Source organism: uncultured Fibrella sp., from assembly GCF_964250085.1.
In the GTDB taxonomy this organism is placed as follows: Bacteria; Bacteroidota; Bacteroidia; order Cytophagales; family Spirosomataceae; genus Fibrella.
In genome coordinates, this window is sequence record NZ_CAXUEC010000004.1 from 539,605 (window position 1) to 564,325 (window position 24,721).

The 24,721-nt window shown below is 54.4% G+C and carries 17 protein-coding genes; 3 read left to right on the plus strand and 14 right to left on the minus strand.

Going from position 1 to position 24,721, the window contains the following annotated elements; all coding sequences use genetic code 11:
* The first annotated feature begins 61 nt into the window (after positions 1-61).
* Complete coding sequence (locus ACFE8Q_RS15795) at positions 62-586, plus strand: SRPBCC family protein (protein WP_375446375.1); 525 nt, start codon at positions 62-64, stop codon at positions 584-586.
* A gap of 85 nt (positions 587-671) precedes the next feature.
* Here the strand turns inward: ACFE8Q_RS15795 and ACFE8Q_RS15800 are convergent, their stop codons facing one another.
* From ACFE8Q_RS15800 to ACFE8Q_RS15865, 14 genes are all read right to left on the minus strand, one after another.
* Entirely contained in the window at positions 672-1,370 is a 699-nt protein-coding gene (locus ACFE8Q_RS15800) for an L-ribulose-5-phosphate 4-epimerase (RefSeq protein ID WP_375446376.1), read from the minus strand.
* A gap of 111 nt (positions 1,371-1,481) precedes the next feature.
* The gene (locus ACFE8Q_RS15805) at positions 1,482-3,023 is read right to left on the minus strand and encodes an alpha-N-arabinofuranosidase (protein ID WP_375446377.1); all 1,542 of its coding nucleotides are present in this window, start codon (positions 3,021-3,023) and stop codon (positions 1,482-1,484) included.
* A 74-nt stretch (positions 3,024-3,097) separates the two neighbouring features.
* Entirely contained in the window at positions 3,098-4,588 is a 1,491-nt protein-coding gene (araA, locus tag ACFE8Q_RS15810) for an L-arabinose isomerase (RefSeq protein ID WP_375446378.1), read from the minus strand.
* Between the two features lie 65 nt (positions 4,589-4,653).
* Positions 4,654-6,321: a ribulokinase gene (locus ACFE8Q_RS15815; protein ID WP_375446379.1), complete on the minus strand. Its 1,668-nt coding sequence runs from the start codon at positions 6,319-6,321 to the stop codon at positions 4,654-4,656.
* 359 nt (positions 6,322-6,680) lie between these two features.
* Positions 6,681-7,676: an arabinan endo-1,5-alpha-L-arabinosidase gene (locus ACFE8Q_RS15820; RefSeq protein WP_375446380.1), complete on the minus strand. Its 996-nt coding sequence runs from the start codon at positions 7,674-7,676 to the stop codon at positions 6,681-6,683.
* A gap of 192 nt (positions 7,677-7,868) precedes the next feature.
* Entirely contained in the window at positions 7,869-9,890 is a 2,022-nt protein-coding gene (locus ACFE8Q_RS15825; protein WP_375446381.1) for an alpha-L-arabinofuranosidase C-terminal domain-containing protein, read from the minus strand.
* On the minus strand, positions 9,887-10,051 hold the full coding sequence (locus ACFE8Q_RS15830; RefSeq protein ID WP_375446382.1) for a hypothetical protein: 165 nt from the start codon (positions 10,049-10,051) through the stop codon (positions 9,887-9,889). Before ACFE8Q_RS15830 ends, ACFE8Q_RS15825 begins: the two co-directional genes overlap by 4 nt.
* A 31-nt stretch (positions 10,052-10,082) precedes the next feature.
* Entirely contained in the window at positions 10,083-10,754 is a 672-nt protein-coding gene (locus ACFE8Q_RS15835) for a DUF3823 domain-containing protein (RefSeq protein ID WP_375446383.1), read from the minus strand.
* A gap of 9 nt (positions 10,755-10,763) precedes the next feature.
* Entirely contained in the window at positions 10,764-12,605 is a 1,842-nt protein-coding gene (locus ACFE8Q_RS15840) for a RagB/SusD family nutrient uptake outer membrane protein (RefSeq protein WP_375446384.1), read from the minus strand.
* Between the two features lie 20 nt (positions 12,606-12,625).
* Positions 12,626-15,844, minus strand: coding sequence for a SusC/RagA family TonB-linked outer membrane protein (locus ACFE8Q_RS15845; RefSeq protein ID WP_375446385.1), 3,219 nt, complete (start codon positions 15,842-15,844; stop codon positions 12,626-12,628).
* Positions 15,845-16,360: 516 nt separating this feature from the next.
* Complete coding sequence (locus tag ACFE8Q_RS15850) at positions 16,361-17,074, minus strand: NUDIX domain-containing protein (protein ID WP_375446386.1); 714 nt, start codon at positions 17,072-17,074, stop codon at positions 16,361-16,363.
* 130 nt (positions 17,075-17,204) lie between these two features.
* Positions 17,205-17,552 carry a cupin domain-containing protein gene (locus ACFE8Q_RS15855; RefSeq protein WP_375446387.1) on the minus strand — a complete coding sequence of 116 codons (348 nt, stop codon included), beginning with the start codon at positions 17,550-17,552 and terminating at the stop codon, positions 17,205-17,207.
* A gap of 121 nt (positions 17,553-17,673) precedes the next feature.
* On the minus strand, positions 17,674-19,176 hold the full coding sequence (locus tag ACFE8Q_RS15860; RefSeq protein WP_375446388.1) for a RagB/SusD family nutrient uptake outer membrane protein: 1,503 nt from the start codon (positions 19,174-19,176) through the stop codon (positions 17,674-17,676).
* Positions 19,177-19,190: 14 nt separating this feature from the next.
* The gene (locus ACFE8Q_RS15865; protein WP_375446389.1) at positions 19,191-22,382 is read right to left on the minus strand and encodes a SusC/RagA family TonB-linked outer membrane protein; all 3,192 of its coding nucleotides are present in this window, start codon (positions 22,380-22,382) and stop codon (positions 19,191-19,193) included.
* Between the two features lie 193 nt (positions 22,383-22,575).
* Between ACFE8Q_RS15865 and ACFE8Q_RS15870 the strand changes: the two genes are divergently transcribed.
* Both ACFE8Q_RS15870 and ACFE8Q_RS15875 read left to right on the plus strand, forming a co-directional pair.
* Positions 22,576-23,886 carry a cryptochrome/photolyase family protein gene (locus ACFE8Q_RS15870; protein WP_375446390.1) on the plus strand — a complete coding sequence of 437 codons (1,311 nt, stop codon included), beginning with the start codon at positions 22,576-22,578 and terminating at the stop codon, positions 23,884-23,886.
* A 227-nt stretch (positions 23,887-24,113) separates the two neighbouring features.
* Positions 24,114-24,689: an RNA polymerase sigma factor gene (locus tag ACFE8Q_RS15875; RefSeq protein ID WP_375446391.1), complete on the plus strand. Its 576-nt coding sequence runs from the start codon at positions 24,114-24,116 to the stop codon at positions 24,687-24,689.
* The last annotated feature ends 32 nt before the right edge of the window (positions 24,690-24,721 follow it).

Genomic DNA, 24,721 nt, shown 5'->3' on the forward strand with positions numbered 1-24,721 from the left:
TTTTGTTATCGTTCCGGGTGAGGCTGTGGCGGCAATTTTGTGTCATCAAACAAACAGTAAGATGAACACAATCACCAACACAATCGCAGTGGCTGCCCTGGTCGGCGTATCAGGATTTGCCGCACTCACCCAAACCGGCAGCGTGCCCATGAACGTATCGACCAACCCCGCCGCTCCTGTAGCCTGTAGTAAGCAAATTATCATCAATGCCCGTCCCGATAAGGTGTGGGCCGTGCTAACAAACATCAATGCGTGGGCTGACTGGCAAACCGACATCAGCAAACCCGTTCTTAGTGGGCCACTCCAACCCGGCACTACGTTCGACTGGAAGACCGGCGGGGCGGGCATTCGCTCTACGCTCCACACCGTAGCGCCCAACCACAGCTTTGGCTGGACAGGCAAAACATTCGGCATGTACGCCATTCACAACTGGACGCTCACCGAAGTACCGGGCGGCACGCAGGTTTCTGTCGATGAAACCATGCAGGGTCTACTGGCCAGCCTGTTCAAAAAATCCTTCAACAAAAATCTGGCAACCGGCATGCAGCACTGGCTGGAACTGCTGAAAGCAGAAGCGGAGAAGTAAGGGATGTCAAGCTAATGAGAAGGCCAATGGCTGCTCAGGTACGTTAGCAACAACGTACCTGAGCAGCCATTGGCTTTTTGAGAAATCAACACCCTTGTCCGTAATACGCATTCACGCCATGCTTGCGCTCGTAGTGCTTCATGCGCAGGGTATCTTTCAGGCGGGGCGTGTTGGGGTTTATCTGGAGCGTCATGTACGCCATGCGGGCTAGCTCTTCCAGCACAGCGGCGTTGTACACGGCTTTCTCGGCGGTTTTGCCCCAGGTGAATGGACCGTGGTTTTGCAACAGCACCATTTCCATCTCCTTGTGGTTCAACCCCCTATCGGCAAACACGCCAAAAATCTGGTTGCCTGTTTCGTGTTCATAATCCCCCAGAATCATCTCATCGGTCAGGGCGGGGGCGCAGGGAATATCCTGGTGCGTGTGGTCGGCGTGGGTGGTTCCGAAGATGGGAATATCCATCCCGGCCTGTGCCCAGGCTACGGCATGGGTGCTGTGCGTGTGCACAATACCGCCGATATCGTCCCAGGTTTTGTAGAGCAACGCGTGCGTTTTCGTATCCGACGAGGGGCGGAACGTACCTGCCACCACTTTGGCATCGTAATCACAGATCACGATGTCGGCGGGGGTCAGTTTGGCATAATCGACGCCGCTTGGCTTGATGGCAAACACGGCCCGGTCACGATCGACCGCACTCACGTTGCCGAAGGTGAACAACACCAACCCCAGCTTCGGCAACTGCATGTTGGCCTCGTAACATTCCTCCTGTAAGGTCTTATACATGATTTGAAACGTCATTAAGTAGTCATTATGCTTCGCCGTCATTAAGTAGTCATCGATTGTTTTACAACGAATGACAATTAATGGCCACTTAGTGACAGCGTAGCGTATTTTTTACATTTCAAGCACGACTACAGCTATGGGCGGCAACGTTACGGTCAGGTCGTCGCCGTTTAGCTTGGCCCCGTTAAAAACGGCTGGCTTCACGTTGGCCGGGCTGTCGAACGTGTTATGATCCTGTACCTTAGCTGATGTCAGCACGCGGCCCGTTACGGCTTTGGCGGTCAAGCCTTTCAGGTTCACCGTCACCTCCTGTGGCTTGTTCGGATTCAGGTTTACGAGCGATATGTGGACCTTACCCGCCTTATCGCGTGAGGCTGAGGCCGACACGGCAGGCAGTTTATCTTTGCCTACTTCATAGTCATCCGACTTTATATCGATCGGCAGCAGTGTGGCGTCCTGGTGTACGTTATACATTTCCAGTACGTGGTAGGTCGGTGTCAGAATAAGCTGTGTCCCTTTCGTCAGAATCACGGCCTGCAGTACGTTGATGGCCTGCGCCAGGTTTGCCATACGTACCCGGTCAGCGTGGTTATGAAAAATATTGAGCGTGGCCCCGGCCAGAATGGCGTCGCGCATGGTGTTCTGCTGATACAGGAACCCCGGATTGGTACCCTTCTCTACTTCGTACCACGCCCCCCACTCGTCGACCACCAGCGCTACTTTTTTCTGGGGGTCATACTTGTCCATGATGGCCGAGTGTTTCTGGATGTATTCATCCATTTTCAGCGCCTGCTGCATGGTACGGAAGTACTGCGCTTCGGTGAAATCTGTAGCCGACCCTTTTACGCCCGGATCCCAGCCAAATGTTGAGTAGTGGTGCATGGCCAGCCCTTCTACCATGTTGACCGGAATGTTTTTCATCAACGTTTCCGTCCAGTTGAAATCATCCGAGCTTGCCCCCGACGCAATGCGGAAGATTTTTTCCTTACCCACCTGCGGGTTCATAAACGTGCTGTATTGCCGGTAAATGTTGGCGTAATACTCCGGTTTCATGTTGCCGCCGCAGCCCCAGGCTTCGTTGCCAACACCCCAGTACTTCACATTCCAGGGCGTAGCCCGGCCGTTCTGCTGCCGCAGATTCGACATCGGGCTGTTCTTCTCGAAGTTGACGTATTGTACCCACTCGGTCAAATCCTGCACAGTGCCGCTACCCACGTTACCCGCCAGATACGGCTCGGTGCCCAGCAGCTCGCACATGTTCAGGAAGTCGTGCGTACCGAAGCTGTTATTCTCGGTCACGCCACCCCACCAGGTATTCACAATCGACGGGCGTTTGGCTTTCGGCCCGATGCCATCTTTCCAGTGATACGTATCGGCAAAGCAACCGCCCGGCCAGCGCAGATTCGGGATTTTCATCTTCTTCAGCGCATCGACTACATCGAGACGTACCCCGTTTTTATTGGGAATTGTCTTGTTATTCTCGCCCACATAGAAGCCATCGTAAATACACCGGCCCAGGTGCTCGGCAAAATGGCCGTAGATATGCTTATTGATGATCGTCTTGCCGTCACCCGCATTGATCGTCACCTTATTCTGCGCCGCCGACAGCAATGACAGACAGGCTAAAGGAATAGTCAGGAGTTGTTTTTTCATGAGAAGGGTTTTGTAACACGGACTTCAGTCCGTTTTTGGCAGTACAAGAACGGACTGAAGTCCGTGTTACGTTTTTATTTATAGTAGCCTTCGCTCCAGCGGAGTTCATTTTTCAGTTGACGCAGGTTCGTATCGCCGTCGATGACCACGAGTTCCACGCCAAAGATGTCGGCGAAGTCTTCGATATGCTCGGTGTTGAGGTTTTGGCTGAAAACGGTATGGTGCGCGCCACCAGCCAGAATCCAGGCGGCGCAACCGGTAGCCATATCAGGCTTTGGTTTCCAGAGGGCGCGGGCAACGGGCAGTTTGGGTAAAGCCTCGGTTACCTCCACGGCGTCTACTTCGTTGACCAGCAGCCGGAACCGGTTGCCCATGTCGATCAGCGACACGTTGATGGCGGGGCCAGCCGGGGCGTTAAACACCAGTCGTACCGGGTCTGCTTTGCCACCAATGCCCAGCGGGTGAATCTCGCAGGTTGGTTTGCCTACCGCAATGCTTGGGCAGATTTCGAGCATATGCGAGCCCAGCACGAGCGGATTCGACGGGTCGAAATGGTAGGTGTAATCTTCCATGAACGAGTTACCGCCCGGCAATCCAGCCGCCATCACTTTCATCACGCGTACCATTGCCGCCGTTTTCCAGTCGCCTTCGCCCGCAAAGCCGTAGCCGTCGGCCATGAGCCGTTGCGCAGCAATACCAGGCAATTGCGCCATACCGTGCAGGTCTTCAAACGTATCGCTGAACGCGCCGAAACCACCATCCTGCATAAAGGCACGCATGCCAAGCTCAATTTTAGCGGCATCGCGCAATGAGGCATGCTGGTCGCCACCTTTCAGCAGCGAGTTCATCAGCGTGTAGCTATCGGCGTACTCCGCCACTAGTTGGTCAATAGCAGCGTCGGTCACCTGATTGATCACCGCTACTAAATCGCCAATGCCGTGCGTGTTGACCGACATGCCGAAGGTCATTTCGGCAGCTACTTTATCGCCATCCGTCACAGCCACCTGCCGCATGTTGTCGCCAAAACGAACCACCTTTAGCATCTTCAGTTCATGAGCGCCTACAGCCACCCGCGCCCATGATCCGATCTTCTGAACCACGGCCTCTTCCTGCCAGAAACCAACCACGATCTTGCGGTTCAACCGCATCCGCGACATAATGAACCCAAACTCCCGGTCGCCATGCGCCGACTGGTTGAGGTTCATGAAATCCATATCGATATCGCCCCAGGGAATATCCCGGTTGAACTGCGTGTGCAGGTGCAACAACGGCTTTTTCAGCACCGTCAGGCCCCGAATCCACATTTTAGCGGGTGAAAATGTATGCATCCACGTGACGATGCCTACGCAGTTTGGCGCTACGTTGGCTTCCTGACAGATGGCGTAAATCTCGTCGGGCGTTTTCACTACGGGTTTGAACACGACCCGCACCGGCATGGCGGCGGCTTTGTCGAGGAATTCGGCGATGACCTGCGAATGGGCATCCACCTGCCGCAGGGTTTCTTCCCCGTATAAATGCTGGCTACCAGTGACGAACCAAATTTCTAACTGCTTCAGATTAAGCATTGATCAATGTATTGTAGAATGAAAATTTTATGTGTTGTGGGTACGTAAACAGGCTTCAGCCTGCGTTACACTACCGCCTCAGCCACCGCCTTCGCGCTGGGTACGTTCTCTACGAACGCGCCGAGGGTCAGGTATTTCTGGTAGAGCGTTTCGTAGATCGCTACGTTGTCGGGGCGGGGCGAGTAGGACGCGTCGAAGCCGGAACCCATCGCCTGTTGGGCGTCAGATAAGGTTGGGTGAACGCCTGCCGCCACGGCTGCACACATGGCCGCGCCGAGTGCACAGGCCTGATCAGACTGCGCCACCTGAATGGGTTTGTTAAGCACATCGGCCAGGGTTTGCATTACGAACGGCGATTTTTTAGCCACGCCGCCAATAGCGATTACTTTTTTGATCTGAACACCTTCGTGCAAAAACCGGTCGACGATACTGCGCGAACCAAACGCCGTGGCCTCAACCAGTGCTTTGAACACCTGGGCGGCGTCGGTGCCGAGGTTCAGACCCGAAATGGCGGCTTTCAGCGTGTGGTTCGCATCGGGCGTACGGCGGCCATTGATCCAGTCGAGGGCGATAATATCGGTTGGGGTGACGGGCAATTGAGCGGCCTGATCCGACAGGTGCGGAATCAGTTTGCTCATCATCGTATCGGCCGCTTCGTCGCCCAGCAGGTCGCGAACCGGACCAGTCAGCAGGCGGGCAAACCAGGCGTAGAGGTCACCGAAAGCCGACTGCCCAGCTTCCATACCCAGCATACCCGGCGCTACTGACCCATCTACCTGTCCGCAGATTCCCCGGATAAGGCGGTGCCCGATTTCGTCGTTTGGAGCCATCAAAATATCGCAGGTCGACGTACCCATGATGCGGACGAACGTGTATGGCTCAATTTCGGCCCCAACGGCGCCCATGTGCGCATCGAATGCACCCACGCCAATGACGACGTCGGTCGAGAGGCCAAGTTTTTCAGCCCATTCGGCCGATAGGTTGCCCATCGGCTCGTCGGCAGTGTAAGTGTCGACGAACAGCCGATCACGCAAACCGGCTAGAAGGGGATCAAGTTTGGTCAGAAACTCATCAGAGGGCAATCCATCGAACTCGCTATGCCACAGCGCCTTGTGTCCCGCCGCGCAACGCGACCGGCGCAATGTCAGCGGGTCGGTATTGCCCGTCAGCACGGCCGACACCCAATCGCAATGTTCGACCCACGAGAAGGCGTGCTCACGTACCTGCTCATCGACCCGCAGCGTGCGGAGCAGTTTGGCCCAGTACCATTCCGACGAGTAAATTCCCCCAACGTACTTGGTGTAGTCTGTATCCCAGTGATGAGCCAGGTTATTGATTTCCTCCGCTTCGGCGTTGGCCGTATGGTCTTTCCAGAGAATGAACATGCCGTTGGGATTTCCCTCAAAGTCGGGGCGCAGGGCTAGTGGAAGTCCGGTTCTGTCAACGGCAACAGGCGTAGAGCCAGTCGTGTCAATCGAGATACCAACTACCTGCGAACGTACCTCGGCGGGCGCATTGGCGAGGGCTCCTTTGATACTCGCTTCCAGCCCTTCGAGGTAGTCGAGCGGATGCTGCCGGAACTGTGACTGAGCTGGATTGCAGTACAACCCCTGCTTCCAGCGGACGTATTCGTGCACGTGCGTACCAACGGCCTGCCCGGTATGCGCATCGACCAGCAACGCCCGCACAGAGTCGGTGCCGAAATCGACGCCAATGACATACTGACTTTTCATAGTTAATTTAGTCGTTCTAAACGAGTTAAGGGAGTAATCTGTGGCAATTACAAGCTATTGATACGTTGAACAATGCTTCGCAATATGCATTGCCTCGCGTTGTGTTATTCACTTGCTGACGAGGTTTTTAGTTGCTTCACTAGACAGGTTGCGGTCACCCTGAGCCGGGGGCGCGAGCCTGTCGAAGGGCTAGGCGTCGGCAACATACAGCACCAGGCAATACACGTCAAAGAACGCCAATCAACCCTTCTAACCATAACGTGTATTTACTACACAATTTACGGCACACGAACTTGATTGACGAAGCAGGGAATTAAAAGTGTCAATTTGACACAATATTACCTGTATTCGCTATAACTTCATCGGGGCTGGTCTACTTTTTCTTCCAGGACAGGCCATCCCTTACGGAATGAAAGTGTTCTGAATGCCAGCTTCGACCGGCCTCTATCTTCGGCATCGTAGTAATGGATCGACACTATGTTCTTCTTACCTTCCCGAAGTAAACCGACGTGCCCCGGCCCAATGTATTTCCCATCGGTGCGTAGCACGATTGTGCCGCCACCAGCGGTTAAATCCCGGCCAGTTTGGTCCAGAAACGGTCCTAACGGGTTCTGTGAACGGCCAACGACGATGTAGTACGTGCTATTCAACCCTTTGCAACACAGCCCGTTATTCACAAACAGGTAATAATATTGATCTTCTTTTACCAGCGCAGCCGCTTCCCAGTCTGACTCACGGCCACCCGCCACGCGCTTGACGTCTGTTTTGAGTTTTCCGGTACTTGTATCGACCTCCGCCGCACCAATTCCACCGTGGAAAGAGCCGTAGACGAAGTAAACGCGCCCATCGGTGTCGCGCATCAGGCCGGGGTCGATGGCGTTAAAATCGGTCCTGACTTTTGATTTTACCACCATTCCCTGATCCTCCCATTTGTAGTTCGGCGCCTGCGGATCGAGCGTGGGCGATGTAGCTACGCCGATGGCTGATGTGGGCGCCCCAAACGACGAACAGGAATAATAGAGGTAGTATTTCCCATTCATTCGGATGCAGTCGGGCGCCCAGAAATGGCCTTTGAAATTCGTGACCGTGGTGTCAATCCATTTCGGCCAGGTGCCCCGCTCAAAAATTGGTTTCTCTATGTTCCATGTTTTAAGATCGGGTGAGCTAACAGCCTGAACCCCGTTTCCGGTAGCGAAATACCAGTACCGGCCGTTCTCTTTCTGGATCGTACTTGGGTCATGGGTGGTAATGCCGGTTCCCGACGTTGGGCCTTGCCCCTGTGCCAGACCAGGTACGCTGGTGGCCAGGGCTACGAGTAATAGTAGCAGGGCAATGATGGCTTTTTTGTTGAGCATGAGGGCTTAAGTGTTTGTAGTTTGTTGTTCGAGGTTTGTGGTTGCTTCGCGAATTAGGTTGCTTTTGCATGGCCCTTCGACCGGCTCAGGGTGACACCGGGGTGACGTCCCACTCCCACCCAAGTCCGTCATGAACATTTAGATGTGAGTTGTCACCCTGAGCCGGTCGAAGGGCCATGCGAAAGCAATACACTACATCATCGCCTTGATCCGCACCACCGAAAATGACTTCGGTCCGAGCGTCATGGTTACGTTTCTCTTCTTCACGTCAACGGCAATCGTCTGCTCGACCGGACTGACGTTGGTAGCGTTTTCAAACGAGTTCACGGCGTTCAGGTTGTCGTTTTTCAGCAGGAAAAGTTTGCCGGTTGCCTCCAGCTTTTTCGCGCCGTCCAATTGGATCTGACGTACCTGAGCTTTGTCGGATACGTTGGCCACTTTCAGAATGATCTCGCCCGCTGCCTTGTCCCAGGCGGCCGACGCATACAGGCTATCCTGCCCGGCCAGCGCTTCGTTATTCTGCGTCATGCTCAGCACGTGCGTGCCTTTGTTGAGTGAATACAGCTTTTGCACAAAATAGTTGGGCGTGCCATATACCCGCAGATTATCTACCCAGATCAGGTCGGGAGTCCACTGCCAGGCGTCGGCATTGGCGAAGAGTGGGGCATAAGAAGCCATTTGCACCACGGCGGCGTTGCGTTCCAGGCCCGTCATGAAAGCGGCTTCGTTCAGGGCGCAGAGCCAGTTGTTTTTGTTATTGACGCTGACAGTTTTGTCGCTTTGCGCCGCCCATTCGCCGGCAAAAATCTTCGCGCCAGTACGTGGGTACGTGTCGTATCGCTTCGCGTTTTGCAAAAACCACTCGGGCCGACGGTAGTAATGTTCGTCGATCAGGTCGGCATTCATGGCGCGGAGTTTACCGTTCAGGAAATCGAACCGTTCGCCGTCGGGGTCGGTGCCTGAGCTACACACCAGCCGGATATTGGGGTATTTCGCTTTGATTGCTTTCTGAAAAACGGCCAGCCGCTCAATATACTGCGGTCCCCAGTTTTCGTTACCCACGCCCATCATTTTCAGGTTGAACGGAGCCGGGTGCCCCAGATCAGCCCGCACCTTGCCCCACTTTGTATTTACATCGGCGTTGGCAAACTCGATCAGGTCGATGGCATCCTGTACATACGGATCGAGTTGATTCATCGGCACCAGTTCCGCCGTGTTGAACTGGCAAGCCATGCCGCAGTTCAGGATGGGCAGTGGCTCGGCACCGATGTCTTGGCAAAGCTGGAAGTATTCAAGAAAACCCAGGCCAAACGTCTGAAAATAATCGGGCGCAGGGCGATGACCAAACTCGAAATTCCAGCGGTTGATCACCAGTTGCCGGTCTTCGGTCGGGCCAAGCGTTTTCTTCCACTGGTAGCGTTGCGTCAGGTCGTGTCCTTCTACAATGCAGCCGCCGGGGAAGCGCACAAATCCGGGTTTCATGTCGGCCAGCATCTGGATCATATCGGCACGCATACCGCCAGGGCGCCCTTTCCAGGTATCTTCGGGAAACAGCGAAATCATGTCGAGGTCAACTACACCGGTGCCGTCAAACCAGACCTTAAGCTTACCCTTCGGCTCGGTAGCGATCGACTTGAAGCTAATCTGTTGCTTGTGCCACTGCCCGTCCGTTTTTTCGGGCGTCAACGTACCTGAGCCAACCGGCTGACCCTGAGCATCAAGCAAATCGGCATGGATTTTTACGTTCCCTGACTGAACGCGGTACATCAGGGCGAAATCATAGCGCAGGCCGCTTTTGATACCCATGCCCCGGAACCCTTCGTTGATCATTTCCAGATCACCGCTGTTAGCTCCGTTGACACTCACCCGAATGTAGCGCGGATTACTACTTTGCATCTCCGACGACGTACCTGACTCAGCCCGATTCTGCACCTGAACATCACCCTCCGTGCGCTTTTTACCCCGAACGTTCCAGCCCATCAACGGCTTAAAAAACTCGAACGAGCGGTTTTTGACCATTTCGGCATAAATACCCCCGTCGGCACCGAAGTTGATATCTTCAAAAAAAACGCCCCACATCGTCGGCTGAATATCGGCCACGGGCTGGGCCACATTGACCCGAACAACGTGAGTTGGCACAACCGGCGCGGGCTGAGCCTGCGTAAGGCTGGCTGTGAGAAGAAGTAAACTGGCCGTTTTGGTAAATGATCTCATAGGATTAGTTGGTGAGTTTGGTTTGGGGCGGGGCGTGCGTTGCTGTGTGTTGCTTCGCGAGCCAGACCCTTCGACAGGCTGGGCGCCACGCCAAAAGCAACACACAGCAACGCACGCCCAAAAGCAACACCCATAAATAAACCGGGCAACGGAGTGGTCATACTCTGTTGCCCGGTTCGCATGCATCACTTTCTACAGCGTGATTTTCTGCACCGGCGAGTAGATCAGTTCGGCAACACCCACGGTTTTAACACCAATTCGGGCGTAGAAATATGGCCGGGTCGATACAGCAGCAGGCAACGTAAGTGACAGAGGCAGTGACTTACTGAGGTCTGCCAGCGCGGCAGTGGCCACATTGGTAGAACCAACGTTGTTTGTCACATCGACAAATTGCGTGGTGCCCACATACATCGTTACCCGTTCAACAGCCCGCCCAGTCACGACCTGCCCAACCGTTAGGGAGCCTGTCAGGCTGGTACCGTTCCGTTGAATGGTTGGGTTGCGAATCACGAAATAAGGCTGCACAGGTACGTCGATTGTGGCGGCACCCCGCACCGACACGTTGATCGTATCGGTATTATCGACCCAGGGGCCGTTGCCCCGCAGGCGAACCAGCTTATAGTCGCCATCGAACAGGGCGGCCGAGAAGGTGCCTTCCTGCGATACCTGAACCGGAATCTTGGTGAAGAGCTGATAGCCCCGTTGCCAGAGTTCAAGCTGAACGCCGTTGGTGCGAACACCCACCGGCTGGTTGTCGTAAATGACCCGCCCGGTCAGGGTCGACTTGGGTGGTTCGTAGTTATCTTTTGCGCAACTGGCCAGCAGAACGGTGCCCGCCAGCAGACTGAAAAGGATTGCTTTCATGGTTGATGCTTACTGGAAAGGATTGCGAACAATCTTCGGATTATTATTGATAACAGCCTGATCAATAGATGAGTAGTAGTTACCGAACTGAAACAGCCGTGGTGCCCGGAACCGGGGCGCTACCATCTTGACAAAGATGTATTTGCCATCCTGAGCGCTGCCGGGGCGTACCACGCGATACGGGTACAGTGCCGTCAGCATGGCGTCGGGATTGGCCGTATTACCGTCCCACACCTGGTGCGCAATGCGCCAGCGTTTCAGATCCCACACGCGGTGATCTTCAAAGGCCAGTTCTACCCGCCGTTCGTTCTGCAACCGCGCCAGCGTCAGCGACGTCAGGCTGTTGGCGGGGAAACCAGCCCGGGCACGTACCTGATTCACGTAGGTCAGGGCCTCGGCCGTGTTACCCAGTTCGAACGCTGCCTCCGAGGCATTGAGCAATACTTCGCCCAACCGGAAACGTACCCACCACATATCGCTGCGAATACCACGGGTGCTCGACAGCGGAGCCGGATCAATATACTTGCGCAGGTAAAAACCGGAGTTCGACACTTCCGTTTGCGACCGTTGTGGACCCGAACTACCCGTCAGCAACTTCCCGTCAGTATACGTCGAACCCAGCGTGTTGCCTTCGACAAGCTGATAGCTGCTGCCGTTCCAGACCGCCACACCCGCCTGAATCTGTACGTCCAGCCCTTTGAACGACGTACCTGGATAGATGACCGTTCCGTACAGGCGGGCATCTTTATTAGCAAACGGACCGCTCAGGTTATCGTAGTAGATGTAATCCTGATCATTGGCCGTCCGCGTTCTCAGTTCACCCGATGTGCCATCCAGGTATTCGTAATCTTCAACCAGGTTTAGCGTTGGCGTAATGTTCGACGACGACAGGTTGTCTTCGCGAATGTTACGGGCAATGTTGTCGTAGCTGAAACTGTGCCGCTTGTCTTTGGTGACCAGGAAGTCTTTCGCCATGATCACCTCATTGTTATTCAACTTCTTGGTGATCGCCTCGTAGAAATTCTCGCCCAGGTTGGCATTGGCCCGGTAGAGCGAATACGGCCCGGCAATCACTTCTTTCGATGCTTCCAGCGCTTTGGTGTAGTATTCAACAGCACGGTTGGCCGGAATACCCACTTCGCCGCCCGCCGTTTGAATCGGCGCGCCCAGCAGGTTGTTGTACTTCGCAATGGAACCCGCATAGAGCATTGCCCGGCTTTTCAGCGCCATCGCCGTATACCGGTTGGCGCGGGTATTGCTGCCCGCATTGCCCAGGTCGTTCTTGATCGCGTCGAGTTCGCTGGCCACAAAATCGTATACTTCCGATTCTTTGTTGCGAGGAAACTGAAGCGATGTCGGGTTACCGCTGAAATCGTAGATGAGCTGCTTGGTGATGATCGGTACGCCGCCCATCCGCTTCACCATCTCGAAATACATGTAGGCCCGCAGAAACCGGAACTCGGCCGAAAACTGTGTTTTCTGTGCCGTAGTGAGGGCCGTACTCTTCGCCTCAATATTCTCCAGCGCCAGGTTGATGTCGCGGATCAGGCCATAATCCCACAGCCGCCAGCGGTCGAAGCTGTAGTTGACAATGTTGTTTGGGCCGTCATTGTTTCCCGACCACATGGCCTCATCGTAGGCCGCGAACTGATCCCAGCCAAGGTCGATTTGGGTGTGAGCAGGCAGCCGGTCATAATAGTTTGCCAGCAAACTCGTGATCAGCTTGGGGTCATTCCAGACCTGGCTTTCAAGAATAATATTCGGTGGCTGACGTTCCAGGAAGTCCTCTTTGCAGGCTGTTGAACTAAGCGCCAGTAAACCGATTGTTAGAAATTTATGAAGACGATTCATCGTTGATGCTCTTTTGTCGGTTAAAAACTGAGTGCGAAACCAGCGTTATACAACCGTTGTGGCGGATAAACGAGCGCACCGTTTGACGAGATTTCGGGGTCTACTTCGATCGATTTCAGGTTGTCGAACGAGATCAGGTTGGTTCCGTTTACGTACACCCGCATGGCCGATACGCCCAGCTTACCCAGGAACGTTTTCGGGATGTTATAGCCTATTTCAAGGTTACGCAGGCGCAGATACTGCACGTTGGTTACCCAGAAATCAGAGCGGCGGCTGTAGTTCACATGGCTGGGCTGATCTTTCCGAACGGCTGGGTACGTACCTGGAACCCAGGGGCTATCGGCGTTGAACGGGTCAGCGTGGTGCCAGCGATCTTCGAGGATGTAGGCGGGCGACGTACCGTTGTTCTGGAACGGAATTTTCTGCTCCACCTCGCGCCGGAACGTTTGCAGGCTGGCACCCACTATATCCATACGAAGCGAGAAGCCCTTGTAACCCAACGTACCATTGAACGCGTAATTGACGTAGGGCGTGGCTCCTTCGGCGTAGCCGATCGGGCGTTCGTCGAGGCTGGTGATCAGCCCATCGCCGTTGACATCTTTGTAGATAAAATCGCCGGGCAGTTGGGTCCGGTTGCCCTGACCGTCATTATCAACCTTGTAGTCGTCGATCTGCTGCTGCGACTGGAAGCGGCCTTCAACCTGATAGCCCCAGTTGATGTTGGCCCAGCGGTCAACGGCCGAGTTACGGTATTCGTCCCACGAGTTACCGAAGCGCGGTTTGTAAATATCCAGGCTGCGCAGGCGGGCCAATGTGGCGTTGACACCAACGGTATAGCTTACCTCACCCACTTTGCCGCTATAGTTTACGGCTCCTTCCAGACCCCGAATCACATCCGAGTTCAGGTTGGCATTAGGCAGCGTATAGCCCACTTCGCTGGGAAGCAGCACGTCATACTGCGACGCGGGCAGCCCCGTCCGTTTCCGCTCAAACACGTCGAACGTACCTGACAGCCGTCCGTTGAACAGGCCAAAATCGATGCCCACGTTGGTCGATACGTTATTGACCCATGAAAGCGTGGTAATGGGCAGGCCCCGTGGCCGAACGCCGATAACGTACCCACCGTTGAAGATCGCACTGCCTTGCAGGAAGTCATAACCCGGCAGGTAGCTGTAGGGGGGCACAATGAAGTTATTGTTGATCAGGTCACTACCCGTGCGGCCATAGCTGGCCCGCAGTTTCAGTTCGCTGACGACCTTGCCTACGCCGCTATTCTTGAAGAAATCCTCTTCAGAAGCCCGCCAGCCAACCGATGCGCCAGGGAAAAAACCGTACCGACGACCCGGTGCAAACAGGAACGAACCGTCGTACCGACCCAGCGCTTCGACCAGATACCGCTGCTTGTAGTTGTAGTTGACCCGGCCAATATAACCCGCCCGCGCCGTCACGTTCCACTCGTCGATCAGCACATCCTGGTTGGCAAACGACTGAAGCGGAATATAGTTGTTGGGCGGAACGGTGTGCACCACCAGATACTTGTTATCGGTATCGTAGCGTTCGTAGGCCAATACGCCCGACAGGCCGTGATCACCAAACTGCTTGTTGTAGGTAGCCTGCACCTGCATGAACCGGTCAGCCACGTTCCGCTTGCGGCGTTCGCGCCAGGGGTTCTGATTACCACCACCCGGCACTACATTATAGGTGTCGGTTTTAGCATCGTAGGTGTAGGCGTCGTAGGTGTACTCGAACCCGTCGAAGTCGAAGTTGGTGAAGTTATACGAGTACGTTCCTTTCAGGGCCAGTCCAAAATCGAAGTCATACTGCGCCGTAAAGTTGGCTTTAACCGCCCGCGTGATTTCGCTGATCGTACCGGTGATTTCCTTTTTGTAGGTCGCCGGGTTTACGTTTACGTTGTGCGTCTGGTTGATATACGCCGGATTATCGTTGGCGTAGGGCCGCTCGGTTGGCCACATCGAGAAGATACTCAGGAACGGGTTGAAATAGTCGTCAAGCCCCGGAACACCCGTCTGGAACCGATCCTCGATGCGGCCGCTGATCTGGGCACCAATACGCAGTTTTTTGCTAAGCCCCGCTTCAACGTTTGCCTGAAAATTGCTCCGCTTGAAGTTGTAATCCTCAATCAGCGCATCCTGATTCAGGTGACTGGCCGACACGTAATAGGATACACTCTCTGACCCACCCGATACGCTGCCGTTCAGATACGACTGGGGTACGTTGGGCCGCATGACCATTCTGTAATAGTCGAAACTCTGGTAGCCTTTCTCAGTACCTACGCGCCATTTTTCCAGTTCAGCCGGTGTGATCGTCGAGGTGATTCCCCGGTTCTGATCCGACTCAGCCAGACCCCGCACGTGCTGGTAGGCGTTGGCCGGTTTAGGGTAGCGTGTGAAGTTCTGGAGGCCATGATAGCCGGATAAACTGATAACCGGCTTCTGCCCGGCTTTCCCTTTTTTGGTGGTCACCAGTACAACGCCGTTGGCCGCCCGCAGACCGTAAATCGCCGCCGACCCATCTTTCAGAATCGAAATATTCTCAACATCGTTGATGCCAAGGTTATTGAACTGCGTTTCATCGGCCACGATCCCATCGATTACGAACAGAGGCGTACCCATGTTACGGATCTGAAGGCTCGTGCCGTTACCGGGGCGGGCATCGCCCTGACGGGCCGTGATACCCGGAACACGGCCAACCAACGCGCTGGAGGTTGCCACAGCCGGTGTCCGCAAAATATCTTCCGATTTAACGGCCGCCACCGAACCCGTCACCGTTCCCCGCGACTGCGTGCCGTAACCAACCACCACAACCTCATCCAGCGACTGGTCATCGGCCAGCAACTTAACTGACAGCCGCGTTTGGCTACCCACCGTTATTTCCTGCGATTTGTAGCCCACAAATGAAAACACCAGCACTGTATTTTGATCAGGGGCGTTGATCGAAAACTGCCCCTGCGCGTCAGTGGTCGCTCCTTTTGTGGTACCCTTGATAACCACGTTTACACCGGGTAATCCTTCGCCTTTGTCGTCAGTTACACTACCCGAAACAAGGACATCTTTTTGTATACCACCTGCATGTATCGTCAGGGGTACAGCCCATGCCGAACGTGGTCGATCCGAACCGGGTAAGGCGGCGGAAACGTCGAGGGTAACGCTGAGCGCTATGGGTATCAATGCATGCCTGATTACCGCACACACCCGCTCAGTCTGTACTTGTCTTTTCATAGTTCTGAGTGATTTTATTGGGATGAAAGGAACAGATTCAACAGAATGACATCGTCTGTACCCCTATAGAGGCTATGAATTAAGTTCTACAATTCAAACCTAAAATGCTATATCATTAAAAACTAATTAATGGCAAAAAACAGTCATTATTGGTAAATAGCTAGCGTATTTTTAGAACTATTCGGATGTCAACTAGTGATTTACTTTGTACAATGACTGTATTTTACCAAATAGCTCTTTTTTATTGCGCATCTCTTTAGCTCCTTCTTTTAGACAGTTTTAACCTGAACAGTTCAGTAAAACTGCTCAATAGCCTTGGAGGTACCTTGGCCCCAACCCCCTGAAGGGGGCTACTGCGCTGCCTGGCGATGTCGCGGAGCAAAAACCTTCTAGTTGTCGCTTGCCTCTGGCGAGTGATAACGAGAGGCGCGTAGGAACGCAAACCCCCAACGTACCTACACGGCTATTCGCCCCGCTAAAAGAGCGGGTAGGGCAGGAACGTGACAGGGATGCTACTTACCGGGCTGTTAGTTCGGCCAGTTCGGGCAGGAACGTGTAGTAGCCGTCGAGGTATTTCTGGTATTTCTCGGCGTTAAGGCTGTAGAGCTGCGCCTTCTTGGTCACCGAATTCGTGTCTTTCTCACCAGTGCTGAGTAGCAGGTCAGTTGCCATGATCTTACGGCTGAAATTGCGGCGATCCAGTTGCGTATCGTAGATGGCTTCGTAGAGCTTTTGTAACTGGGGCAGGGTAAATTTTTGCGGCAGCAGTTCAAACCCGATCGGGTGAAGGGCGGCCTTGTAGCGCAACCGTTGCAGCGCGGCGACGACCATCTGATCGTGGTCGAAAATGAGGGAAGGTTTGTTTTCCAGGCTGATCCAGGCGGCATTATGGGCTTGGATTGCCGTTACATCCTGATCGTCAATATTGACCAGCGAGTAGTACACGACCGAGATTGTTCGTTCCACCGGGTCGCGCCCAACCGTACCAAACGTTTGTAGCTGCTCCAGGTAATTGTTGTGCAGCCCCGTCAGATTATACAGGATTCGGCTGGCGGCTTCTTCCAGATCTTCACCCTCATTGAGAAAGCCGCCCATCAGTGACCACCTGCCCATTGCCGGCTCGAAATTCCGCTTGATCAGCAGCAGTTTCAGCTTCTCGCCATCGAATCCAAAGATGATGCAATCGAGGGCAACGAGAACCCGGGTGTTGTGCAGATACGCTGATTTCATTGGGAAATAGTGTGGTGTTGGGAAAAATGTAATCTGCTTAGGTGTTACCCCTACCCTCCTGAAGGGGAGTGGGGGTAACACCTAAGCAGATTCAGATAATAGACTATTTATGGTTGGCAACGTACCTGGCTTATGACACGAAATCTTCCCGCATGGGCGTGAATACATCCACGAGCATACCTGCTTCGCGGCATACGGCACCGTGCAGTACGTTCGGCGGAATGTAATAGGCATCACCCGTTTTTAAGACCCGTTCTTCATCAGCGATGGTAATGGCGAAAACCCCACTCTGTACATAGCTCATCTGCGTGTGGTAATGCTGGTGCATCGCCCCAACGCCACCCGTTTCAAAGTCGACGACGACCATCATCAGGTTAGCATCGTAGGTCAGTATTTTCCGGCGCACGCCCTCGCCCACCGTTTCCCAGGCAATGGCTTCGGCATCCACAAACTGCTGTTCAAATGGTAGTGCGGTCATTCGTTAGATACGATTGATAAAAAAGTCATTAGGTTGTCATTAAGTGGTCATTCACTGTAAAAGCGCAATACTAAGCGATTTACAGTGAATGACCACTTAATGACAACCTAATGACTATAATTTAGTAGCCCGAATTCTGCGTATACAAACCGGGTTTGGCATCTAGCTCGGCTTGTGGTACCGGATACAAAATATAGTCTTTCCTGAACGGCTGCATCTGCTTCTGTACATCTTCGGTGGCAATCCAGTTGGTCATGATCAATTCAATCTGGCCACTTCTGACCAGATCGTGCCAGCGCGAGCCTTCGCCAACCAGCTCCTTGCGGCGTTCCTGCAACAGTTGCGGGAACGTTACACCGGATATAGCAGGCAGCCCGGCGCGGGTACGTACCTGATTCACAATGGCATCTACTTCCGCCTGCGTACCGCCACTGGCTCCGCGCAGAATGCATTCCGCCTTGAGCAGCAAAATATCGGTATACCGGTAGACAATGAAGTTGATGGGCCAGTCGAGGCGATTGTTGGTCGGCACTTTGGTCAGGTCGACGTATTTCTTGATGAACGGCCGCGTTTCGGCCACGCCATTGTATGTATAGCCGCTCTGAATGTTAAACGCCTTCCGATTGTCGGTTGCAGTGTACGAATTTACCAGATCAAGAGCCGCCGGGCGGATGGTTAAACCACCCTGGGTTCCTTTTCCGTTTGCCTGAAACCAGGTATCGGGCACCAGCACCCAGGGGAATGTGGCTCCCACAACCGGGCTGAGTCCGTTGGCATACTGCACGTCGAAAATCACCTCCGGATTGTTTTCATTCGTGTAGGAAAAAATACTGGTATACGACGACACCGACGAATATTTACCGCTGGCGATGATCTCGTTCAGCGTCGACAGGGCTTGCGGCCATTCGTTCAAGCCGAGGCCCGGCCCTTCAATATCGTAGGTTGGCCCCGACCGGGTCATGTACACCAGCGCCAGGGCGGCTTTGGCGGCGTAGCGCGTGGCCCGGCCTTTATCGGCAACAGCATACGTTTCGGGCAGGTTAGTTGCCGCAAAGGTCAGGTCCGACAGAATCAGTGCGTACACATCTTTCACCGGGCTGCGCGGAATGGCAATGGCTTCGTTGGCCGTCACCGGTCGCTCAATGATGGGCACTTTTCCGAAGAAACGAACCAGATCGAAGTAGAAAAAGGCGCGCAGGAATTTGGCTTCGGCTTCCAGTCGGGTGCGCAGACTGGCATCGGTGATTACTTTACCATTTTTCTGCAATTGATCCAGCAGCGTATTGGCCCGAAAAATACCATTGAAATTAACCGTCCAGGCCTCCGACACATACACGTTGGCCGCAATACTTTTCTGGAAACTGTTGATGCCCTCCCAGTCACGAACGCCCCCGTCCGATACGGCGTACAGGTTATCAGAGCGCGTTTCCGAGAGGTTCAACTGCCGGTCGGGATAGGCGCGCAGGTCGCTATAAACGGCGTTGCTGGCCTGAAGAAAATCGTTGGTCTGCGAATAGAACGTAGACGTTGTAGCCGCCGAAATCGGAATCTGATTCAGGTCATCGGTGCAGGAAAACAGCACCAGTATGGAAAGTGCCACCAGGGCGAATGAGCTATTTTTCATGATTTCAGGGCTGATTAAAACGTAACATTCAAGCCAACAACAATGGAGCGGGGCAGCGGTAAACCGCCGTAGTCGCCCGCTTCGGGATACGAACCGTTACCACTCAGGTCGGTATTCGACGCTTCGGGGTTGAAGCCGCCTTTGTACTTGTCGAAGCCAAAGAAATTCTCGGCCGTCACGTAGATACGGGCACCCTGAAGTTGCGGCCCCTTCACGAGCGTCTTCAGGTCATACCCCAGCGTAATGTTCCGAACACGCACGTAATCAGACGAATAGAGCCAGTCGGTGTTTTTGATCCGGCCAAACGTCGAGTAGGCTTTACTCACCACGCCCGCGCCCGGATCGGCAGCCGACCGCCAGCGATCACGATACGTACCCAGGGCATTGTCGGTGAATCCCTGTCCGGTACGGCCCAGTGCCCGGCCCAGCAGCGAGTAGATAGAACCCCCGTTCTGGCCCTGTACCAGCACCGTCAGGTCGAATCCTTTGTAGCGGAAATTGTTGGTGATGCCCCACACAAAATCGGGGTTGGGATGGCCCACGATCACCCGGTCGTTGGCGTCGATAACGCCGTCGTTGTTGGCATCGAAATATTTGGGGTCACCCACCGTTTCGGTGCCGTTCAACGCCGCTTTACCGTCAATATCAGCCTGCGACAGAATGCCGATCTGCTTCACCACGTAGATGCTGTAGAGCGGTTCGCCAATCCGCAACAGCGAGTGTGAAATATCGAACAATGACGGAATCAGCAGTTGATTTTGTCCTTCGGCCAGGGCCACTACTTTGTTGTCGTAGTGGCTCAGATTCAGCGATGTATTCCAGCTAAAGGCACCGGTGAAGTTGCGGCTGGTCACCTCCACTTCCCACCCCTGGTTGCGAACACTGCCGGCATTGCTGAGGTACGAGCCAAAGCCGGTTGCGGTGGGGATAGGTACGTTTAGCAACAGCCCTTTATTCAGTTTATTGTAGATATCGAAGGTCAGCGACAGGCGGTTATTCAGCAGGCTGGCATCAAATCCAAAGTCAACTGTTTCGGAGGTTTCCCAGGTCAGATCAGGGTTGGTTACCCCGCTCGGAGCCTGGCCGATGGCATTAGCCCCGTTGAAGGTATAATTGGCCGTTGTCAGCGTAGGCAGGGTGCTATAATCCCCGATATTGTAGTTGCCCGCCGTACCGAAACTGGCCCGTAGTTTCAGGTCGCTGATTGGCTTGATTCCCTTCATGAACGACTCTTCTGAAATGCGCCAGCCAACCGAAGCGGATGGAAACAGGCCCCACCGCGTGTTGGACCCAAACCGCGACGAGCCGTCGCGCCGGATACTGGCCGAGAACAGGTACTTTTCAGCATAATTGTACTGCGCCCGGCCAAAGTACGAGATCAACACGTTCTGCGCTTCAGACGTGCTGCCGGTTACGCCATTGGCGGCGTTGAGCGTGGCGATGACGTTGCTGCTGAACCCGCCGTTCGAGCTGAGCGAAGTTGATTCCAGCTTGCCGGAATTATAGGAATAGCCGCCCAGCAGCGAGAGATTATGCTTGTTCTGAATCGTAGTGGCGTACGACAGCGTGTTCTCGTTCACGAACGTCCGCCGACGGTAGCTGTTGTACGTGCCACTGGTCAGCGTAGTGAGTTGCGCCTGACGGGTAGCGAGCGTGCTGGCGATGATGTACGGGTTGTAGGTTTTCGAACTGTTGTCGGTATTATCGAGATTAAGAGACGTTCGGAACGATAAGCCCGGCAGAATCTGGTACTCGGCAAAAACAGAACCCAGCGTCCGAAACCGTTTGGTTTCGCCAATCACATTCTGAAGTTTCCCAATGGGGCTGTTTGTGGACACACTCCACCGATACTGGCCGTTATTGCCCACGTTCGGGTACACGCCCATCGTATCCTCCTGCACCGGCGTCATGCTCACCAGTTGATGCAGAATGTTGTCTTTCCCTTCCACACCAGGGTCATTATTGACCGAGTAGGTCGGGGCAAGATTCAGGCCCAGTTTGAGCTTGTTGCTGGCGTTCACTTCCACGTTGGCCCTCGCCGAATAAGCTGTGTAGTTGGTGTTGATGACCATCCCCTGCTGATTGACGTAGTTGCCCGACATGTAGTATTTTACGCGGTCGGTACCGCCGCTGGCCGAAATCTGATGGTTCTGCACCAGTCCTTTCCGGAAAGCCTGCTCCTGCCAGTCGATGTAATTCAAGCCGGGATGGCCGGGCTGAAACCAGCGGTCGTCGGTCATCAACGCCGTGTTGACCTGGCCGACCGGCAAGCCCAGTATTACCCGGCGTTGCTCGTTGGTCTGCGCGGCCGTCCGGCCCGGTGCCGACGCCACCCAGGCGGCGTTGATCATTTCGGTGGCGCGGTCAACCCACTCGTCGGCACTGAGCATGTCGAGTTTACGGGTACGTTCCATAAAGCCCGCGTAGGTGTTGAGCGTGATGTTGGCCCGGCCCGATTTGCCCCGTTTGGTGGTGATCAGCACTACGCCGTTGGCCGCCCGCGATCCGTAGATTGCCGCCGAAGCCGCATCTTTCAGGACCTGGATCGACTCAATATCGTTGGGGTTAATGTTGTCGAGCGGGTTGCCTGAGCCGAAGTTACCCGACCCGTTTGGGGCCGCCGTCGCCAGCGGAAAACCGTCGATCACGTAGAGGGGTTCGTTACCGGCCGTGATCGACCCGCTACCACGTACCTGAACGCTGAAGCCCTTGCCCAGCGCACCGCTGGTCTGCTTCACCTGCACGCCCGCCATCTGCCCCACCAGTGCCTGGTCAACGCGCAGAATGGGCCGTTGATCAATGGTTTTCACATCAAACGAAGCCACCGCACCGGTCACGTCGGCTTTTTTGGCCGTTCCGTAGCCGATGACAACCACCTCGTTCAGCGACCGATTATCGACCTCCAGTTTAATCGAGATCGTGGTCTGACCCGCTACCTGAATTTCTTTCGTGATAAAACCAATTGATGAGAAGGTCAGGGTAACGGGCGTCGAGCCGTTGATTCGCAGGCTGTACTCGCCTTTTGCGTCGGTAACCGAGCCGTTGATCGTTCCTTTCTGAACGACGTTTACGCCGGGCAGTGCTTCGTTATTTTCGGCGGAGGTCACTACACCGGTGACCGTTTGAGCCAGTACACTCAGGCTCATCAGGAACGTGCTGACGACCAAAAGCAGCCTGGCTAAAGGCGTATAGATTGGCTTTGACATAGGTATTTAAGCAACATAAGATTGTATTTAAGCAATACGTACAACAAATGTGCTTAACCCTATCTCATCGTCCATCCTGTACTCTCCTGATTCTATAGACGCGCAAACAGCGAATAAATAGCCTGAAGTGGCGATTTGAAAACTGGCAGTAACAGAATTGGTTACTTTTAGGTTTTCAGTCAAACCTCACTTTATGAGCCTCTCTCCTATCGCCATTATGTGGCATCGCCGCGACTTACGGCTCCACGACAACGCGGCCCTGTATTACGCCCTGAAAGCTGGTCGGCCCGTGTTGCCGCTCTTCATTTTCGACAAAGACATTCTGGATCACCTCGACGATAAGCGCGACCGGCGCGTAGAGTTCATTTATAAAGAAGTGCTGAAACTACAGGAGGCATTGCAAAAGATGGGGTCTACCCTGCTGGTGCGGTACGGTCATCCGCTGGAAATTTTCCAACAACTGGCCACCGAATACACCATTGCCAACGTATTTACCAACTACGATTACGAGACCTATGCCAAAGGCCGCGACGCCGAAGTGGCAACGTACCTGACGTCGGTAAACGCGGGTTTTCACAGCTACAAAGACCAGGCTCTGCTCGACCGCGACGAGGTACTAACCGGCACAGGGAAGCCCTACACCGTGTTTGGTCCGTACAGCCGCAACTGGCTGGGCAAACTGGCCGATCCGTTTTACCTGAAAGCATACCCTACCGAAACCTATTTCGACCGCCTTTTTAAAACGCCCCCAACTGGCACGGTCACGCTCGACGATATGGGGTTTGAACCGTTGGGCGAGAACTACCCCAAGCCAACCGTTTCGGCCGAGCTACTGGCCAATTACCAGAAAATGCGGGATTACCCGGCCGAACGGGGCACCAGCGAACTGGGCATTCACCTGCGGTTTGGCACCATCAGTATCCGCGATCTGGCCCGGCAGGCGCAGGAAAGTAGCCCTACCTTCCTGAGCGAACTCTGCTGGCGCGACTTCTATTTTCAGGTGCTCGACCATTTTCCGCACGTAGAACACCACGCCTTCCGCCGCGAATACGACAACATCAAATTCCTGAACCGGCCGGAAGATATTGAACGCTGGCAGACCGGAACAACCGGCTACCCGCTGGTGGATGCGGGCATGCGGCAGTTGAACGAAACCGGCTGGATGCACAACCGGGTCAGGATGGTGGTGGCCAGTTTCTGCATCAAACACCTGCTCATCGACTGGCGGATTGGCGAGGCGTATTTCGCCCGAAAACTCCGCGACTTCGACCTCTCGGCCAACAACGGCGGCTGGCAGTGGGCCGCTGGCTCCGGCACCGACGCCGCGCCCTACTTCCGCGTGTTCAACCCCACCGCCCAGGCCGAAAAATTCGACCCCAAAGGCGTCTACATCCGCCGCTGGGTGCCCGAATACAATAGTCTTACGTACCCGGCCCCCATGATCGACCACGCCTTCGCCCGGCAGCGCGTTGTGGCGGTGTATAAGGAAGGATTGAAAAATTAAGAATTGGTTTTTGCGTTCGGTTTACCCCCAACCCCCTGAAGGGGGCTACTGCGCTGATTTTCAGTGCCGCGAAGCTTTAGCCCCCTTCAGGGGGTTGGGAGTAAACCGAACGCAAAGCCTATTCTTAATTATTAACTCTCTCCATGCAACGTTCGCAAATCTTCCTCCGTCTTTACCCTGATTGATGACCTAAACCCGGTTGCTCACGCACCGGCGGCCTTTACCTGTTGGCGACGTACCCAAACCCCGCCCTGATCACTGATCTGGTTGATCGCTCCAAATCGGGCGACCGACGGGCGCAGTATGACCTGTATAATCGCTACGCCAAGGCGATGTATAACGTCTGTTTGCGGATTGTAGGGCACGACGCCGAAGCCGAAGATGTGTTGCAGGAAGCGTTCCTCGATGCCTTCAGCAACCTGAACAAGTTCCGCGCCGAAAGCACCTTCGGCGCGTGGCTCAAGCAGATTGTGGTAAACCGGGCCATCGGTCATTTGCGCAGTCGGCGGCTGGCGCTGGTCAGCACCGATGAACTGGGCGACGGATTCGACGCTCCCGACGATACCGGCGGGGGAATTGATGAGGAAAGCCTGAACTGGGATGTGGAGCGGGTACGTCGCGCCATCCAGAAACTGCCCGAAGGATACCGCGTGGTGCTGACGCTGCATCTGTTTGAAGGCTATGACCATGAAGAAATCGGTCAGGTGTTATGCATCGGGGAATCAACCTCCCGGTCGCAGTATCTCCGGGCTAAACGAAAACTAATTGAACACTTAATAAAGAGTGAAAGAGCTAATGAGTGAAAAAGTGAAAGTGGTCCCTACTCAAATCAGTG